This is a genomic window from Paraburkholderia sp. D15, from assembly GCF_029910215.1.
Classification (GTDB): domain Bacteria; phylum Pseudomonadota; class Gammaproteobacteria; order Burkholderiales; family Burkholderiaceae; genus Paraburkholderia.
Genome location: NZ_CP110397.1, coordinates 134,964 through 152,420 on the forward strand (window position 1 = coordinate 134,964; position 17,457 = coordinate 152,420).

The 17,457-nt window shown below is 62.5% G+C and carries 15 protein-coding genes and 1 pseudogene; 6 read left to right on the top strand and 10 right to left on the bottom strand.

Features of this window, described 5'->3' with window-relative positions; translation table 11 throughout:
* Nucleotides 1-202 precede the first annotated feature (202 nt).
* Nucleotides 203-1,132: a hypothetical protein gene (locus LFL96_RS35195; RefSeq protein ID WP_281004268.1), complete on the top strand. Its 930-nt coding sequence runs from the start codon at nt 203-205 to the stop codon at nt 1,130-1,132.
* A gap of 187 nt (nt 1,133-1,319) precedes the next feature.
* Here the strand turns inward: LFL96_RS35195 and LFL96_RS35200 are convergent, their stop codons facing one another.
* Complete coding sequence (locus LFL96_RS35200; RefSeq protein ID WP_281004269.1) at nt 1,320-1,682, bottom strand: phasin family protein; 363 nt, start codon at nt 1,680-1,682, stop codon at nt 1,320-1,322.
* A 98-nt stretch (nt 1,683-1,780) separates the two neighbouring features.
* Nucleotides 1,781-2,665, bottom strand: a complete 885-nt coding sequence (locus tag LFL96_RS35205) for a manganese catalase family protein (protein ID WP_281004270.1) — start codon at nt 2,663-2,665, stop codon at nt 1,781-1,783.
* Nucleotides 2,666-3,024: 359 nt separating this feature from the next.
* On the opposite strand from LFL96_RS35205, the gene LFL96_RS35210 reads away from it, so the two are divergent.
* The 3 genes and pseudogenes from LFL96_RS35210 (at nt 3,025) to LFL96_RS35220 (ending at nt 5,820) form a co-directional block, all read left to right on the top strand.
* Nucleotides 3,025-3,552: a DUF4142 domain-containing protein gene (locus LFL96_RS35210; protein WP_281004355.1), complete on the top strand. Its 528-nt coding sequence runs from the start codon at nt 3,025-3,027 to the stop codon at nt 3,550-3,552.
* Nucleotides 3,553-4,439: 887 nt separating this feature from the next.
* Nucleotides 4,440-5,117: pseudogene (locus LFL96_RS35215) on the top strand (zinc-binding dehydrogenase); the annotation flags it as partial.
* A gap of 91 nt (nt 5,118-5,208) precedes the next feature.
* The gene (locus tag LFL96_RS35220) at nt 5,209-5,820 is read left to right on the top strand and encodes a hypothetical protein (RefSeq protein ID WP_281004271.1); all 612 of its coding nucleotides are present in this window, start codon (nt 5,209-5,211) and stop codon (nt 5,818-5,820) included.
* 139 nt (nt 5,821-5,959) lie between these two features.
* Here the strand turns inward: LFL96_RS35220 and LFL96_RS35225 are convergent, their stop codons facing one another.
* The gene (locus tag LFL96_RS35225; protein ID WP_084166866.1) at nt 5,960-6,217 is read right to left on the bottom strand and encodes a hypothetical protein; all 258 of its coding nucleotides are present in this window, start codon (nt 6,215-6,217) and stop codon (nt 5,960-5,962) included.
* Between the two features lie 204 nt (nt 6,218-6,421).
* Between LFL96_RS35225 and LFL96_RS35230 the strand changes: the two genes are divergently transcribed.
* Both LFL96_RS35230 and LFL96_RS35235 read left to right on the top strand, forming a co-directional pair.
* On the top strand, nt 6,422-7,630 hold the full coding sequence (locus tag LFL96_RS35230) for a zinc-dependent alcohol dehydrogenase (RefSeq protein ID WP_281004272.1): 1,209 nt from the start codon (nt 6,422-6,424) through the stop codon (nt 7,628-7,630).
* A 109-nt stretch (nt 7,631-7,739) separates the two neighbouring features.
* Nucleotides 7,740-9,488, top strand: coding sequence for an ATP-dependent DNA helicase RecQ (locus tag LFL96_RS35235; protein ID WP_281004273.1), 1,749 nt, complete (start codon nt 7,740-7,742; stop codon nt 9,486-9,488).
* On the opposite strand, the gene LFL96_RS35240 is transcribed toward LFL96_RS35235, so the two are convergent.
* Genes LFL96_RS35240 through LFL96_RS35270 form a run of 7 tightly spaced genes read right to left on the bottom strand, consistent with a single transcriptional unit; the run spans nt 9,467 to nt 17,348 of the window.
* Nucleotides 9,467-10,486, bottom strand: coding sequence for a UDP-glucuronic acid decarboxylase family protein (locus LFL96_RS35240; RefSeq protein ID WP_281004274.1), 1,020 nt, complete (start codon nt 10,484-10,486; stop codon nt 9,467-9,469). The genes LFL96_RS35235 and LFL96_RS35240 overlap by 22 nt on opposite strands.
* A gap of 57 nt (nt 10,487-10,543) precedes the next feature.
* Nucleotides 10,544-11,500: a glycosyltransferase family 4 protein gene (locus tag LFL96_RS35245; RefSeq protein WP_281004276.1), complete on the bottom strand. Its 957-nt coding sequence runs from the start codon at nt 11,498-11,500 to the stop codon at nt 10,544-10,546.
* Nucleotides 11,490-12,629: a glycosyltransferase family 9 protein gene (locus LFL96_RS35250; RefSeq protein WP_204522939.1), complete on the bottom strand. Its 1,140-nt coding sequence runs from the start codon at nt 12,627-12,629 to the stop codon at nt 11,490-11,492. Before LFL96_RS35250 ends, LFL96_RS35245 begins: the two co-directional genes overlap by 11 nt.
* On the bottom strand, nt 12,626-13,705 hold the full coding sequence (locus LFL96_RS35255) for a glycosyltransferase (protein WP_281004277.1): 1,080 nt from the start codon (nt 13,703-13,705) through the stop codon (nt 12,626-12,628). The genes LFL96_RS35250 and LFL96_RS35255 overlap by 4 nt, the downstream gene beginning before the upstream one ends.
* The gene (locus LFL96_RS35260) at nt 13,702-15,447 is read right to left on the bottom strand and encodes a carbamoyltransferase C-terminal domain-containing protein (protein ID WP_281004278.1); all 1,746 of its coding nucleotides are present in this window, start codon (nt 15,445-15,447) and stop codon (nt 13,702-13,704) included. Before LFL96_RS35260 ends, LFL96_RS35255 begins: the two co-directional genes overlap by 4 nt.
* A 24-nt stretch (nt 15,448-15,471) precedes the next feature.
* Nucleotides 15,472-16,746 (bottom strand): lipopolysaccharide heptosyltransferase II, encoded by a 1,275-nt coding sequence (gene waaF, locus LFL96_RS35265; protein ID WP_281004279.1) that lies wholly within the window; start codon nt 16,744-16,746, stop codon nt 15,472-15,474.
* Nucleotides 16,743-17,348, bottom strand: coding sequence for an HAD family hydrolase (locus LFL96_RS35270; protein WP_281004280.1), 606 nt, complete (start codon nt 17,346-17,348; stop codon nt 16,743-16,745). The genes waaF and LFL96_RS35270 overlap by 4 nt, the downstream gene beginning before the upstream one ends.
* Between the last annotated feature and the right edge of the window lie 109 nt (nt 17,349-17,457).

The window sequence follows — 17,457 nt, forward strand, 5'->3', positions numbered from 1 at the left end:
TCTCGGGTTTGTTTGCGGCTACGCATGAAGTGGGCCTGCGGCCGTCGCTCGCGGGACCGGCCGAACTACGAGGGTAAATAGGTAATCCGGGCGGAGGAACGGAAAATGCTGTCGTTTGATGCGGTTTTGCCCGCCCCGGCACCTGTCTAGCCGGGTCGATACATTGAGGCAGTAGCATCGACAAAGGTAATGGAGACTGACAATGAGCCACATCAAGGAGCACGCGGGCTATCCGCTGGAAGCGGATAGCCCCATATTGTTTACCCATCAGCACGATGGTGCGGTTTCATGGGGAGCAGTCTTCGCAGGGGGTGTCAGTGCCGCCGCATTCGCCCTCATTTTGCTCACGCTTGGAACAGGCTTGGGCCTCACCGCGCTCTCGCCCTGGTCCTCGAGTAGTTCCAACGCGAAAGCTTTCGGCTTTGCCGCAGTATTGTGGGTCTGCGTCACCTCGATCCTCACGTCTGGACTAGGCGGATATCTAGCCGGACGTTTGCGTCGACGGTGGGTAGCGATCAGCGCCGACGAGTTGCATTTCCGTGACACCGCGCATGGTTTTCTGAGCTGGGCCGTAGCGACGCTACTGACCGCCGCCATCCTTACTTCAGCCGTTTCTGATGCGCTGCGTGCGGGTACTCAGGCCGTGGCATCTGGAGGTGAGAGCAATTACGGCGCGATGACGACGATGATGCGTGGCAATGCGGACGCGGCGCTTAAGACCTGGCCCCTCGGTTACCTTATCGATTCTCTGTTCCGCTCGCCAGCGGGCTCACCGCCTGCGGCGAACGCGCCGGTCGATAATACTGGGTCGGCACGCCAGGAAGCGGCACGCATCTTTCTGAATAGCGCGGCAACCGGCGCTCAACTATCGCCAGAGGATTCCGCCTATCTGGGCCGCATGGTAGCGCAACGCACAGGACTTTCGCCGGAGGCCGCACAGGCTCGGGTAAAGGCCGCATACTCAAATCTTTTGCAGAAGCTCGCCGCGCTCGAGGACGCCACGAAGGCCGCCGCTGACAAGGCACGCAAAGTGACAATCGGCGCGTCGCTGTGGCTATTTGTGTCTCTTCTGATGGGCGCATTTTCCGCGAGCCTGTTTGCGACTCATGGCGGTCGGGTACGCCAAATATAAGTGGAACCCCAGTCCAATAACCACGGAGGTAATCATGCGTTCGATTCTTCTTTACATGCTCGGAGTACCCATCCCTATCATCATCCTGATCGCGCTTTTCTGGCACTAGGACATCGCGACCGCCGGATAACGGGGAAACACCGGCGGCGGCCGCTTCGGCAAAAGACTTATAGCGGCCGGGTCCCTTTTACTGCAAATCCAGAGCGAGGCTCAGTCCTCGCCGCGCGCGATTCCCGGGATCGGTGAAAGCCCCGCGTATTGGCACGAAAAGCCCGATAAACGTCTCTACGGTAATCTCCTCTACGCGACGCCAGTACACATGGACTTTCTGGCTTGTCGTCTGGAGATGGAGGGACTGAATTCCGATGGCGTCAGCCACAGAAGGGGCAGTAATCATCGCGCCCAACAGAGAATGCTGTTCGCGCAGCGCGGTTATTATGGCCTGCAAGTTCAACGCAGTCATTTTCTCGAATGCAGAAAAAATTTCAACGGCACACGCGAGCGTGGCATCGGTGGGAACGTCGGTCTCAGGAAGGGTATTTCGGAACATTGGTTTTAGGTGGATGGTTGGGGGTTAAGCTCAGTTCGCACTGCGCGGGGGCCGCCAAGGCAGGCCGCCGGTCTTGCGATCGGCGACCTGCTGGCCCCTTACTTCTGCGATGCGGCTTCCTGCCCAGCGCCAAGGTCGGCCCCAGTGACCGGATCCGACTCGGCCGCGGATGCAGTTCTCGATGCCATGGCGCTGAGCAGTTCGACATCCTGTTCAGATACCTGAACCGTAGCGAGACCATCGCCGCCGTCAACCGCCGGTTCCGGATTCTCCACGTACTCCCAATTTGGCCCGTCGTTCCAGGGGCCGCGCGGAGCGTCGTCTCCGCTCGACATGTTGTAATAAACGTTGGTGTACTGCGGGACCCCTGGCAATTTTCCCTGCGGGAAGTTCGGCTGGATCGAATGCAACGCTTTCTCGAACGATTTCTGATGTGCGATTTCGCGGGTCATCAGGAATCCAAGCGCCTCCGAGATGCCGGGATCGTCGGTTACGTTCATCAGTCGCTCGTAGACGATCTTCGCTCGAGCCTCAGCCGCGATATTCGAGCGAAGATCCGCAGTTGGCTCACCGATGGTGTCGATGTACGCGGCTGTCCATGGCACCCCGGCAGAATTGGTCAAGGAAGGACCGCCACCGTACAGGAGTGACGTGATATGCGAATCGTTGCCGCCTGCCGTGAGCGAACGGTAAAGCTCCGCTTCGGACTCTACTCCCTCAGCGAGTTGACCCTTTGCGCCCTTGTTAAGCATCGCGACGATCGAGCCGATGATTTCAAGGTGGCTGAGTTCTTCGGTCGCAATGTCAAACAGCATATCGCGTCGTCCCGGGTCATCCTCGCTTACCGCCTGAGTGAAATACCTGCACGCTGCCGCCAGTTCACCTTGCGGTCCTCCAAACTGCTCAAGTAGCAGATTGGCCAGTCCGGGGTTGGGCGCCGCTACGCGGACGGTGTATTGCAGTCGCTTGTTGTGCACAAACATCGCATTTCTCCAAAAAAATGTAGTCGGGTCCGTAGCGGCATGCTCTCGTGAATGAAGCATTACGCAACGGACGACGGTTTGTCAGAAAAGCCGGCTGGTGGGCGATGACGATCGCATGTGCGGGATGACGCCGACCCGGTCTCAGGGCGAACGCCCTGGCGTGGTGTGCGCGCAGTGACGCAACGGAGGACCTGCGACAGCGTCATCGCATGCGCTGTGCCCGGAGCTTCTACCCGGAGCGGGTCGTGTCTTCAGAGATAAATCCAACATCTGGCATGCGTGTTGCGCAGCGCCAAGCGAAGCTCGAAAATAAGCCATCGATGAGTAAAGTTATGAAATACGCTCTGAACAGATCCACTATGATTACTGTCGTCCTTGCAAGCGCCTGCGTGATTTCTATCGATGCAATTGCACAAACACAGGCGGCATCGACGACCGCTGCCAATGCGTTACCCCATGTGGACAGCGAGTTTGTGCAGTCCGCCTCCATGGCGTCGTCGACGGAGATCGACGCGTCCAAGCTCGCAACCTCGAACTCGACAGACAAAGACGTGAAGTCCTTCGCGCATCACATGATTCTCGACCATACGAAGCTGACGTTGCAGCTAAAGATGGCGGCCCCGCGTGGCGTTGCGGTACCAAAAGACAATTCAGATACGACATTGCTGGACTCGCTGAAGCCGCTGAAAGGACCCGCCTTCGACAAAGCGTATATCTCAAAGGTCGGGCTGGAGGGCCACAAGGAGGCAATCGCGGCGTTCGAGAAAGAAATCTCCGACGGTCAGAATGCCGACCTGAAGAAGGCCGCGCAAAAAGCGCTGCCGACCATCAAGGAGCATTATCAGATGGCACAGCAATTGGCCAACAAGAAGGGCATTACGGAGTAGCCAGCGCAAGATAAATTTCGACTGAGACAGCGCCTACTACGGTCGGCAATCGACGCGCTGCTGCGTTCCCATGGCCCGGCGCTGCTCGAGGTGGGAGTGCACCCTGCGGAGACTGTGACGAGGCAGAACCAGGTCGGTCGACGACGGTCGTCGCGGGCCGTCGGAGACCGCGGGTATGTCGGTTGCGACGCATCCCGAAGGGACATATGCCGGTGATTTGCCGTGAAGAGTAATGCGATAAAATGCGTACGGAGCGAAGGTAAAAATTTAATTTTTCCATTGGCTTGTACAGACACATTGCCGCTTTTTGGAAAGGATAACGAACCCAGCGGCAGTCAGTCCGCCGGGATGCCGACGCGCGAAAAAAACCCATTTGATGCGGGATGAGGGCGATATGATCGTCACAGAGGGAATATTCGATCATGGTCACTATCACTGACATTCAATCACACGCGCGGATGCTGGGCATTCTTCCAGTGCTGCTCGCGCTGGGCGGTTGGTATCTGGTCCGCGGAGGCCGGCGACAGCCCGGGTTGCGTAGCGGCCCGGGCGGTAGGCGCGAACTCATCATGCCTTCTGCCGCCGTCATCGACTTTAACGAAGAGCGGGCGCGGCGCCGGTCGTTTCAGGGCCCCCGATGGGGAGTGTCATGAAACCGATGACACTGTGCGTGTGCCGCGCGAGGCCGCACCTGGCCCTGGGATTTAACGACATGCGCGAATTCCACCGGCATCGCTCCAGATCTGACAATGGTCGACGGACTGGATTCAACGAACCGGGGTCAACGATATACGTCCACTGGCAGATTCCTTACCTGATTTACGTGAGCGACAGCTTTTTCCGGCAGTTCCGGAAATGGCGGCCATACCTTAAATCGTGAAGTCCGGCTTTTCCTCGGCGACATTTTTCCGACCGGCTGGCAGGCTGCGGTGCAATGCGATATCGAGCCTACCGATACGGTCGCGATCTGGGGCGCCGGCCCGGTCGGGCAAATGGCGATTCGCAGCGCCGTACTGCTCGGCGCAAAGCAGGTGATTGCGATCGACCGCGTACCCGAGCGCCTTTCGATGGCGCGCGCGGGCGGCGCCGTCACGATCGATTTCAAGGAAGAGAGCGTCCTCGAACGGTTGAAGGAACTGACGGGCGGCAAGGGGCCGGAAAAATGTATCGACGCCGTTGGCATGGAATCGCACGCAACACGTTCGGTCGACTCCATGTACGACCGCGCAAAGCAGGCCGTGATGCTCGAAACCGACCGGCCGCACGTGCTGCGCGAGATGATCTACGTTTGCCGTCCTGCGGGAACGTTGTCGGTGCCGGGCGTCTACGGCGGTCTGGTAGACAAGATTCCGTTCGGTGCGTCGATGAACAAGGGCCTGACATGGCGCATGGGACAGACGCACGTCAACCGCTGGACCGACGATCTGTTGCGGCGAATCCAGGAAGGGCAGATCGACCCGTCGTTCGTTATCACGCACACGGTTTCGCTCGATGAAGGCCCGCGCATGTACAAGACGTTCCGCGACAAGGAAGACGGCTGCATCAAGGTCGTGCTCAAACCTTGACGCGTCGGGCAGTAATCGTCGCGGCACAGGCGCTGTTTGTTATTTCATGTGAGCTGCGCTGACGTGGCTCCCCAGAATGAAGGTGATGTAAATGGATTCCCGTACTGAACCGAAGCAAGAGAGCGCTCGCGCTCTGAAGGAACGACTGCCGCAACCGGATTCGATCGCGCGCGGCCTTGGGTGGTACAGCATTGCGCTCGGCCTTGCAGAACTGGTCGCGCCGCGCATGATGGCTCGCGTGGCAGGCGTCGAGACAGGACCCGGCACCATGCGCTTTTACGGTTTGCGCGAACTTGCGTGCGGCGTCGGCATACTGGCGTCGCGCGATCCGCGGCCGTTCCTGTGGGCACGCGTAGGCGGCGATGCACTCGACCTTGGCACGCTCGCGGTGTCGTCGAACAAGTGGAACGCACGCGACCGGCAACGGGCGGCAGCCGCGGCCGTGAACGTGGTCTGCGTCACGGCGCTCGACGTGTATGCCGCCAGTTGTGCGGAGAGTGCGCCGCGTTTGCCGTCGGCGGACTATAGCGACCGCACCGGTTTTTCCAGCTCGCCCGAGCAGATGCGCGGTGCCGCGCTCGCGGACTTTGAAACGCCACGCGACATGCGCACGCCGGATGCGCTTGCGCCCTATACGCGCGGCGATCAGTCGTCGACGACGGGTCAGCGCCTGCGTGCGGGGAGCGCGACGAGCGCCGCATAAGCCTTCGCATCGGTGCAGAAAGCGTACCCTCCGGACGGCGGGTACGCTTCATTTAGCGTTGAGTTTGCGCGCTATATCGGCTTGTCTTGCACGGTGTCTTTGCAAACCGTCTCGTAAGGCGAGCAACGCGCGCACAACGTCACGCCGACAAATCACCCTTGCTGGTTGGATGGCCTTCGGCGCCACCCGGTTCGAGATCGGGGTCCACGTGATCGTGCTCAGGGGTGTACGGCCCTTCAGACGGGTGTTCTTTTCCCTTCGGAACCAGAGTCGGGTCGATGCTTCCATGCTCCCGCTCTTCCACTGTGCCGTCGGATTTGATCTTGACGTCTCCATCACCCAGCTTCTCGCGCCGCTGGTCCGCGCGTTCCACGGGATCGGACGGTTCCTGGTTCATGCTTTTCTCCTCTCTGGTTGATTGTCGCTTCGTCACGCACATCGAAATCGAGCAAAAGCGATACCCGCTTCGCTGCCGACGCTTCACACGAAGCGTTGCACGCGGATTGCTGTGCCGTAACAAGGCCCGCGGAATCGACGCGGGCTGTCGATGCAGGCAGCCATAAGCCGCGACGCTGCCAGACCTGAGAGAAGGAGAGTGCAGATGAAAGCAGTGGTATTTCACGGCATAGGGGACATCCGTCTCGACAATGTTCCCGATCCCAAACTCGAGCAACCGACCGGCGCGCTCGTACGTCTCACGTCCAGCGCGATTTGCGGCACCGATCTGCATATGGTGCGTGGCACGTTGGGCGGCATGGTGCCGGGCACGATTCTCGGTCATGAGGGAATCGGCATCGTCGAGGAAGTGGGCCGCAGTGTGCGCAATTTGCGCCAAGGCGATCGCGTGCTGATTCCGTCGACTATCTCGTGCGGATATTGCTCGTATTGCCGCTCGGGCTACACGGCCCAATGCGACAACGCAAATCCGAATGGCGCAAGCGCCGGCACTGCATTCTTCGGCGGCCCGAAAACGACCGGCCCGTTCCAGGGTCTGCAGGCGCAATACGCGCGCACGCCGCTGGCGTACGCGAGCCTGATCCGCTTGCCCGACGAAATCGACGACGATCGCGCGATCCTGCTCTCCGATATCTTTCCCACCGGCTATTTTGGCGCCCAGCTGGCGGGCGTTCGCACCGGCGATACGGTCGCGGTGTTCGGAGCGGGTCCGGTGGGCCAATTTGCCATTGCGAGCGCGAAGCTGATGGGCGCGGGCCGTGTGATTGCGGTGGATCGCATAGCGTCGCGGCTGGACATGGCTCGCACGCAAGGCGCAGAAGTGATCAATTTCGACGAGGAAGATCCGGTCGACATGATCTTGCAACTGACCGGCGGCATCGGGGTGGATCGCGTGATCGATGCAGTGGGCGTGGACGCGGTGCGTGCCGAGCACGGCCCGGCTGCGCAGAAAGAGCGCGACCAGCAACAGGCTTTCGACAAGGAAGTGAAGGAGGTTGCGCCCGATACGAACCCCGATGGCGATAACTGGCGTCCGGGCAGCGGACCGTCGCAAGTATTGACGTGGTCTGTGAGAGCGGTGGCCAAAGCGGGCACCGTGTCGATCATCGGCGTGTATCCGCCGAACGACCGCGTTTTCCCGATCGGCGAAGCAATGAATCGCAATCTCGTCGTGCGCATGGGCAACTGCAATCACCGCGCGATTACGCCGCATCTCGTTGAGATCGTGCGTAACGGCTCGTTCGATCCGCTTGCCGTGCTGACGCAGCGCGAGCCGATTACCGACGCGATCGAGGCCTATCGCGCGTTCGACAATCGCGAGCCGGGCTGGATCAAGGTCAAGCTGCAGCTGTGAGCGGCGGGTCACGCCGCTACGCGCGGGAATTCGTCTTTCACATCGTCTTTCACACTCATCTCACTACAACCGCGGGCGAAAACGCCCGCAAGGACGCTTGTTTCCAACTATGACAGTCGACCAACGGCTTCGCAGCATGCGCAAGACCATGCGTGACATGTTCGGTATCGTGCGCTTGCGCGCCGGTCAGGAGGACATTATCCGCAGCGTATTGCAACACAAGGACACGCTTGCCACGATGCCAACGGGCGCGGGCAAGTCGCTTTGCTATCAGTTGCCGGCGCTGCATCTCGAGGGCACCACGCTCGTCGTGTCGCCGCTGATCGCGCTCATGAAAGACCAGGCCGACAAACTGCTGGCCGCTAAAATCGACTGCACGCTCGTGAACAGCACGCTGCGTAGTCGCGCCGAGCGCGAAGCACTGGAGCGGATTGCGACAGGCGAGAGCGGCATTGTGTTCGTGACGCCGGAGCGCCTGGCGCAACCGGCCTTCGTCGAAACGTTGCGCGCGCGCCCCGAAAACCGCGTTGGACTAGTGGTGGTCGACGAGGCGCATTGCGTATCGCAATGGGGACACGACTTTCGCCCCGCGTTCCTGCAGATCGCGGCTGCGGTGAAGTCGCTCGGGCAGCCGCCGGTGCTTGCGTTGACTGCTACGGCCACGCCGCGCGTGCTCGACGACATCGTGCACTCGCTGGCATTGCGCGAACCGCGTGTGGTTCGCACTGGCACGTATCGCGAGAATCTGCGCTACCGCGTCGTGCAGGTCAGCACGGCGGGAGGCAAAGACGGCGCAGCGCGCGCCGTGACCGCCAAGCGCGAGCAATTGTCGAAGCTGATTGCATCGCTCAGCGGGACCGGCATCGTCTACGCGGCGACTGTGCGCGACGTCGATCGCATTTACCGCTGGCTCACGGAGGCAGGCGAGTCGGTCTCGCGCTATCACGGTCGAATGGCGGCTGACGCTCGCGAAGAGGCGCAGGAGCAGTTCATGTCTGGCGCCACCCGTTTGATGATCGCAACCAACGCGTTCGGCATGGGCATCGACAAGGCGGACATACGCTTCGTGATCCATTACCAGATTCCCGGCAGCCTCGACGCTTACTATCAGGAAACGGGACGCGCGGGTCGCGACGGTGAGCCCGCCGATTGCGTGCTGCTATTCGATCTGAACGACCGGCGCATCCAGCAATTCTTCCTTGCGGGACGCTATCCGAGTGTCGAACTCGCGCAGCGTGTCTATGACACGCTTGTCGCGCGTATTGCCGACGAACCTAAGGGCGTCACGCTGGCCGCGCTCAAGCAGGCATTGCCGGATGTCGGTGCGGGCAAGCTGGAAACCGCGTTGAACATGCTGGTCGACGCCCGCGTGGCCGGCCGCGACCGGCAGCGTCGCTATCGTCTGCGAAGCCGCGAGGGCGCGAAGGAATCCGCGCGCGACGCGGTTGCCAATGCCGCGGCGCAATTCGAGCAGATGAGCGCGCACGACAGGGAAACGCTGCAGCAGATGATCGACTACGCGCAAACGGGTCAATGCCGGTGGCGCGCGATTCTCGACTATTACGGCGACTCGCCTGCCGCGGAGCGCTGCGGCGTCTGCGATAACTGCGTGAATCCGCCGCAGATCGACATGGCGTCCGACGCTATCGTTGCACCGGAGACGCACGCGAATGAAGTTGCACAACGCAAGCGTGAGGAGTCGCGCAAACCGCGCGTCTGGACTCCGGGCGATGCCGTGCGCGTGCCGCGCTATGGCGCCGGTGAGGTCGCGCTGGCGAGCGGCGAGCAGGTGGCCGTGCAGTTCCCCGACGGCAGCACCCGCACGTTTCTGGCGAGTTACGTGAGGGCGGGGCGCTGATCCGCATGCGCTCCAATCGAGGCAACGTCGGCAGTCGCTTCCGACGATGCCTCGATCCGCGCGCGGAAGTAGCGCGCGGTCTGTTTAAGTCCGTCGTCGAGTGAGGTTTTTGGCTGCCAGCCGAGCAGCTCGCGCGCGCGTGAAATGTCCGGCTGACGATGCCACGGATCGTCGGTCGGCAGCGGATGCAATTCAAGCGGCGAACTGGAGCCCGTAATCGCCACAATCCGTTGCGCGATTTCGCGCATGCTCACTTCGTGCGGATTGCCGAGATTGACCGGGCCGCCGGGATCTTCGGCGGTGTTCATCAAACGGATGAACGCGTCGATCATGTCCTCCACGTAGCAGAACGAACGCGTCTGGGAGCCGTCGCCATAGAGCGTGATCGGCTCGCCGCGCAGCGCCTGCATCATGAAGTTCGACACCACGCGGCCATCGGCGGGATGCATGCGCGGTCCATACGTGTTGAAGATCCGCGCAATGCGAATAGAAAGCCCATGTTGACGGCGGTAGTCCATGAAGAGCGTTTCCGCGCACCGCTTGCCTTCGTCGTAGCAGGAGCGCGGTCCGATCGGATTCACGTGGCCCCAGTAGTCTTCTTTCTGCGGATGCACGAGCGCATCGCCATACACTTCGCTCGTCGATGCCTGGAAGATTCTTGCTTTCACGCGCTTGGCGAGTCCGAGCATGTTGATCGCACCGTGCACGCTCGTCTTGGTGGTTTGTACCGGATCATGCTGATAGTGAATCGGCGACGCAGGGCAGGCGAGGTTATAAATTTCGTCGACTTCCACATAGAGCGGAAATGTCACGTCGTGACGCATCAGCTCGAAGTTCGGGCAATCGAGAAGATGCGCGATGTTGTCCTTCGTGCCCGTATAGAAGTTGTCGACGCACAGCACGTCGTGGCCTTGCGTCACGAGCCGCTCGCACAGGTGTGAGCCGAGAAAGCCGGCGCCGCCTGTGACCAGAATCCGCTTGCGAGTAAGTTCTTTCATGTTGCGTGGTCCTAGTCGTCTTACGTTTGTTCGGCGCAAGCCGCGCCGACCTGTGGCCTAAGCGGTCACTTGCAGCAGCGCGTCGTGCCAGTCCTGCGCGAAACGGTCGATGTGGAACCGCTCCTGCGCCGTGCGTCGCGCGCCCTCGCCGAGGCGCCTGGCTTCCGCAGGATCGCGCAGCAGTTCGTGCATTGCGTCGACAAGCGCATTCACGTCTGTATGCACGAAACCGTTTTCGCCATTGCGGATCACCGTCGCCAGTTCGGTAGTCGCGAGGCCCACGATCGGCATGCCGATCGTCATCGCCTCTACGATGGCGAGGCCGAGACTGGTCCAGCGAATCGGATTGAAGAAGAAGCGATAGCGCGCGGTGAACGCGGCGAGATCCAGATTGCCGACTTCACCAATGCCGTCGAGCCGCTCGGCGTCCATGCCGACCAGGTCGAGCGGCACGCGCGTGCGCACGTCGGCGAATACGTCGGCACCGAGGCGCCGGCCGCGCTGAGCGAGATGATTCACAACGACAATGCCGCGCTCCAGTTCACCGGTATAGTGCACGCCTTCCGGCACCACCACGCCATGTTCGATTACGCGCGTCGGCGTCACGCCGCAATCCCACATCAACTGATTGAAGTGCGCGACGTGAACCAGCAGCGTGTCCGGGTCGTCGACCCAATGCCATTGCTGGAACGGGTTTTCCTGCGGCGGATCGTGTTCGATATACACGCGCGGCAAGCGGCGCTGCGCGTCGCTCAACACATGCTCGCGGTCGTATTCCCAATGCGTCTTGTGCTGATACAGGATCACGTCGAACTCCTGATCCGGCACGTCGTCCGCATTGATTTCGTGGACGTTGTCGCCCCACGGCAACACGCCGACTTTGCCCGCATAGCCAGGCGGATGACCCGGCTTCGTCACCAGATAAAAATCGTGCGGCGCCTGTGTGAGGTAGTACAGGTAGTTGCCGTGCACGTGCCATGTCAGCACACGGAGACGGCGGCAGTTACGCAGCATGGTGCAACTCCTCGAAGGATCCGGTTTCGGCATGCGTATGCAATGCGCAGGCACTGGCCGGATGCGCGCCGCGAACTTCGGCCAGTTGCGCGCGCGCCGTCTCGACGACGCGGTCCACGCCGATGTTCAGAGCACAAGGGTGGCCGTAAGGACACTCGCGGAACATGCACGGGCGGCACGGCGGATAGTCGGCAAGCACGCGGTGCCGCTCGTGATCGAGCGGCGCCCATCGGCGCGTGTCGCTGCCCGACGCGACGACGACGGACGCGGTCGCCATGGCCGCGGCGATATGCGAAATGCCCGTGTCGTTGCAGACGACGAGTCGCGCGTGCGCGACGAGCGCAGCCAGTCCGCCAAGCGATGTCGAACCGGCGAGGTGCAACGCGGGCGCGGTCATCGCGCCGAGCACTGCGCCGGTCAGCGACGCTTCCGCCGCCGTGCCGGTGATGGCGATCTGCCAGCCGTCGGCGGCGAGGCGGTCGGCGACTTCCGCGAAACGCTCGACCGGCCAGCGGCGCGAGGGCAATTGCGCACCTGGATGAACCAGCACGAGGCGCTCTGCTTCGATGCCATGCGCGGCCACTAACGACGCGTACTCGTCGCCATCCCGCTCGCAAAGAGGGAACGACAATTGCCGCTCGGTGGTTTCGGCGCCGAGCGCGCTCATCAATGCAAGGTAGCGCTCGGGTTCGGGCAGGTCGTCTGGCCAGTCGATAAACACGCCTTCACGCGGCCGCTCGTCAGGTTGTACGAAGCCCGCGTAAGCGTTGGCACCGAACTCAAGCAGCAGATCGTTCGCAATGCCGCCGCTGCCATGCAGCTGGATTGCGAGATCGAAGCGTTGGGCGCGCATCCATTCACGGAATGCGGGCAGCCCTTCGTCCGTCTCGGGTTGCTCGGGAAAGCCTGCGGCTCCAGGAAAGACGATCAGTTCGTCGACGAGATCGGCGTAGCGCTCGACAAACGACTGCGCCCACGGCAAGCCGATCAGCGCGATATGCGCTTGCGGCGCGGCCGCGCGCAGCGCTCGCAGCGCGGGCACCGAGCAGAGCATGTCGCCCAGTTGCAACGCACGGAAGATCGCTATGCGGCGCGGCGCGGCGGAGGCGATGAACGAGTCTGCATTCATAAGAAGAACACCTTGTAACGTACAGCGCCGTAGAGCCGCCAGAAGATCGACAGGAAGGGAATCGGGATGGACGTCCACGCCATTTCGGCAACGTGGCGCAAGCTGCGGTCTTTCCCGCGCAAACGCATTGCGCAGAAATAAGCCGTCAATGCGAACCACGCGAACAGCGCGAGCATCACGCTATTGCCATCGCCCACGAAAACGCCGATCAGCGCGGCCAATGCGGCGCAGAGAATGAGGTAGTACAGCAACGGAGGCGACGAGCGAATCCGCGTTTTGAACAGTTCGGGATGCTTCTTGTAGAGCAGCGCGTCGAACTGACTCTTTTTCTGCTGCGAGATGCTGACGCCCCAGCGCGCGGGGCGCACCGGGTGCACGACCACCGCATCGCTTGCGCGCACGATCTTGCCGCCCGCTTGCAGCAGCGTGAACTGCAAATCGGAGTCTTCGCGCCACGCCGAGGTGAAACGCTCGTCGAAGCCCCCTGTCATCGTCAGAAAGCTGCGCGCTACGAATACGTTTGCGGTCGCGAATTCCGCACGCTCGAGGCCGCTCGCATCCGCCTCGTAGTCGGTCGGCGACGAGGGCAGCGGCACGACGATCCGGCCCGCGGCGGCGGCCGCCCCCTGGCGAATCGCCGCAAGCCCTTCTTGCAGCCATTGCGGATCGGGCAGCGTGTCGTCGTCGGTAAAGGCGATCACCGGCGAGCGCGCGTGTTGCCAACCGGCATTGCGCGCGCCCGCGGGGCCCTGCGTGCGAGTCACCGGCACGTAGCGCACGGCGAGGCCGCGCTCTGCCTGCTCGCCGGCAATGCGCGCGACGCATGCGCGGGTCGCTTCGTCGGGACCGTCGTCGCAGACCACGATCTCGTAGCGATCTGCTGGAAAGTCCTGTTCCGTCAATGCGCGAAGACACGACGCGAGCATGTCGGGCCGCCGATAAGTCGGCACGACCACCGACACGTCGAGGTGCGCCAGCAGCACGCCCGGATACCCGGCCGCAATCGGCTCGGCTTCGCTATGCGGATTGCCGAAGCTGCCTCCTACGTCGATCGGTCGCGTAGCGGATGGGCTCATGCGCCGCCCCCCGCTTTCTCGACGACGAAGGGGCCGATCACGAGCGCATCGAGCGGCGAAGTCCAGAACGACTCCACCGCATCGCGGGGCGAATTGACCATCGGCTCGCCGCGCGTATTGAATGACGTGTTGACGAGAATCGGCACCCCGGTGCGCTCGTTGAACGCGGACAGGAGATCGTAGTAGAGCGGATGCTGCGAACGGTTCACAGTCTGCACGCGTGCGGTGCCGTCCACGTGACGCACTGCCGGAATGCGCTCGGCCTTGTCGGCGCGCACGTCGAACACGAACAGCATGAACGGCGCGACCTGGCCGTTCACGAACCATTCGCTCGCATGTTCTTCCATGACGACCGGCGCGACCGGGCGGAAGTCCTCGCGATCCTTGATCTCGTTGAGCTTCGCCTGCATGTGCGGATCGACCGGCGAAGCGAGGATCGAACGCGCCCCGAGTGCCCGCGGACCGAACTCGGTGCGGCCCTGATACCAGCCGATCACCTTGCCGCTCGCGAGCAGGTCGGCGGTCTCGCCGGCAATGTCGCTGAGCCGCCGGTACGGCACCTTCGACCATTGCAGGAACTGTTCGATTTCCTGTTCCGGATATTCGGGACCGAGGTACGCGTGGTCCATTACCCAATGACGCTTGCGATCGCCGCGCTCGCCGCGTTCGCGCGAATCGATCCACAACGCTGCGCCAAGCGCGGTGCCCGCGTCGCCCGCTGCGGGCTGAACCCACACTTCGTCGAATGGACCTGCGTCGCGCAGCTTCGAATTCATCACGCAGTTCAATGCGACGCCGCCTGCCATGCTGAGCTTGCTCAAGCGGGTTTTCTCATGCAGCCAGCCCGCAAGTTGCAGTACCGTTTCTTCGAGCACGCGCTGCAACGAATGAGCGATATCGAAGTGGCGCTGTTCGAGCGGGCCGCCGCGTTCGCGTGCCGGGCCGAAGCGTTGGACGAGGCGCGGGGCGTCGACCGTATAGCTGCCGTCGCCGCGATAACGCACGATATCGCGGAACACGTCGAGGTATTCCGGCTTGCCGTACGACGCCAGCGCCATCACCTTGTACTCGTCGGACGAATGCAGGAAGCCGAGCCAGTCCGTTACCGCTTCATAAAGCAGTCCGAGCGAGTGCGGCAGTTCGACCTGCTTGAGCCGCGTGTATTTCCCGTCGACGAACTGGCCCATGCTGGTCGTCACGCCTTCGCCGCGGCCGTCCATGGTGAGCACCGCCGTATTCTCGAAAGGAGCGGCGAGAAACGCGCTGGCCTCGTGCGCGAGGTGATGGTCGACGAAATGCCACTTGAAGCCGTTGTCGCGGTCCACACCCTGAAAGCGCTTGCGCAAATGATGCGGCGCGCCGTCGAGCAACTGGCCCTTGGCGTTCGCGATATAGCTGAGAAAGAGCGGGTCCCACGGCGATGCAGACGGGTCGGACAGACGCGTGTTCGCGGGATCGAAGGGCAACTCGATAGTCGCGCCGGGACGCTTCGGCATGCCGCTAAAGCGGCTCGGATCGTATGAATAGGCCACATGATCGACGTCGGCGAGCGTGATGCCGGCGGCTTTCAGGCAGTAGTCGATCGCGTCGAACGGCAGTTGCCAGGTCGAGAAGGGCACGGGGCGCTTCGCATGCTTGACGTGCGTGAAGCGTTCGTCTTCGGCGGCGGCGAGCACCACACCGTCGCGCAGCAGGGCTGCGGCGCTGTCGTGATAGACGGCATTGATTCCGAGTGTGTACATGGGCGTTCGCAGTAGGAGTGCGTTTCAGGGAGCCACGGGTTCATCGGCGAGCGGCGGCGCCGCGTCGCTGTGGTGGGCGTTGAATTCGATAGCGTTCGAGCGGTGAGCGTCGGAGTCGACGGAGGCTGCGCGAGTTCGTGCTTCGGCACGCAACTCGAGCGCCGCTTTCACGACCTCGCCGGGCGTGACGCCCAGCAGGCACGCATGATGGTGCTGAGGACACACGCTGCGGTAGCACCAGCGGCATTCGACATCGCGAAACAGCACGCGATTCGGCGTCTGCCACGGCGTGTGCTGCGGATTGGTTAACGCATACAGATCGACGACCGGCGTGCCGAGCGCGGACGCGAGATGCACGGGCCCGCTGTTGTTCGACACCAGCACGCTCGCTTGTTCGATCAGCGCTGCCAGTTCGCCGAGCGTGAGCGCGCCGCTCATATCGTGCAGTTGTGAGCGAACTCGGGGCGCGGCGGCGGCGATCACCGCGTCGACGAGAGGACGCTCGCTCGCACTGCCGGTGATCAGAAGCGGGGCTCCGGTTTCGGTGGCAAGGCGCGTCGCGATCTGACCGAAGCGCTCGGGCGGATAGCGTCGCGATGCGGCGGTTGCACCGGGGTGCAACACGATGCACGGCGTGCCGGTTGTTGCGCCGCCGTGCACGCCTCTCGCGGTCAACTGCTTTGCAAGCGTTCGCCGGTCCGACTCATGAACCGTGAAGCGCATACGCGTGTCGGGGGCTTCTGCGCCGACCTGGCGCACGAGGTCCAGTTGCCGTTCCACCTCATGACGGGTGCGCTGCTGCGGCTCTGGTTCACGCAGCCAGTCTGTCAGCAACTCATACGGGTTCTCACGGCAATGCGCGAGCCGCCGCGGAATGCCCGCCAGATGGCACAGCATCGCCGCGGGCAACGGGCTCTGGCTATAGACCGTGAAGATCACGGCGGCATCGAAGCCGCCGCGCCGCAATCGTTCCTGCATGCGCTGATCGTCGGCGAGCGAACGCGCGCTCGTCGGCGGATTCGCAACCCACGGCGCTTCGTATTCGATCACGTCATCCACATCGTCGAGAAACGGCGCGAGTGCAGCGCCGCTGCGCGACGCAAGCAGCGTGATGTGGCGGCCGGGTGAGGACTCGCGCAGTGCGTGCAGCGCGGGCGTGGTCATCAGCACGTCGCCGAGATTGTCGAGCCGCACGCACAGAATGCGCTTGATCTCCTCGCCCCAATGCTCAAGCTGCGGGCTGTCGGGCACGCGAGCGTGAGCGAGTGTCGGCTGGGTGATCAGCAGCGGCGCATTCATTGAGCGGTTTCCTCGCCGGCGGGCGCGGGCGGCGCCGCTGCTTCCAGAGCGTTTGCGATGATCCGGGCAGCCTCGTGCAGATCCGCGGCGCGCGCGGTAGGAACGCGCTGAGGTCCTTCTATCCACTCGGTCTCATGGCCGTTGTCGAGCAGAATCGTGCGGCATCCGGCGCGATTGCCCGCTTCGACATCGTCGAGAATGTCGCCGATGAACCAGCTGCGCGCGAGGTCCAGCCGATGCTCGCGGGCTGCGCGCAGCAATAGGCCTGGCGCCGGCTTGCGGCAATCGCAGGCGGTCGAATAAGGCGCAACGGTGCCGTCCGGATGATGCGGGCACCAGTACGCGCCGGAGAACATCGCGCCGGATTCGGCGAACATGTGCGTGAGTTCGGCTTCCACGTTCTTTAACGCCGCTCGCGGGAATTTCCCGAGTGCGACGCCTGACTGATTGCTGATCACGAACAGCTCGAACGGCTGGGTCGCGAGCAGCGTCAACGCTTCGCGCGCGCCCGGTGCGAGGCGCATCAGCGAAGGGTCTACGTTGTAGGGCACGTCCTCGAGCAACGTGCCGTCTTTGTCGAGAAATACAGCGGGTCGCAGCATGACGAAGGCGGTGTAGAAAAATGTGGGCGGAATCGCCGCAAGCGGACCATGCGTCCGCACCGGCTCGGCACAACTGGCTGCGCTAGCAGCGCTGCAATGCTGCGCGGCG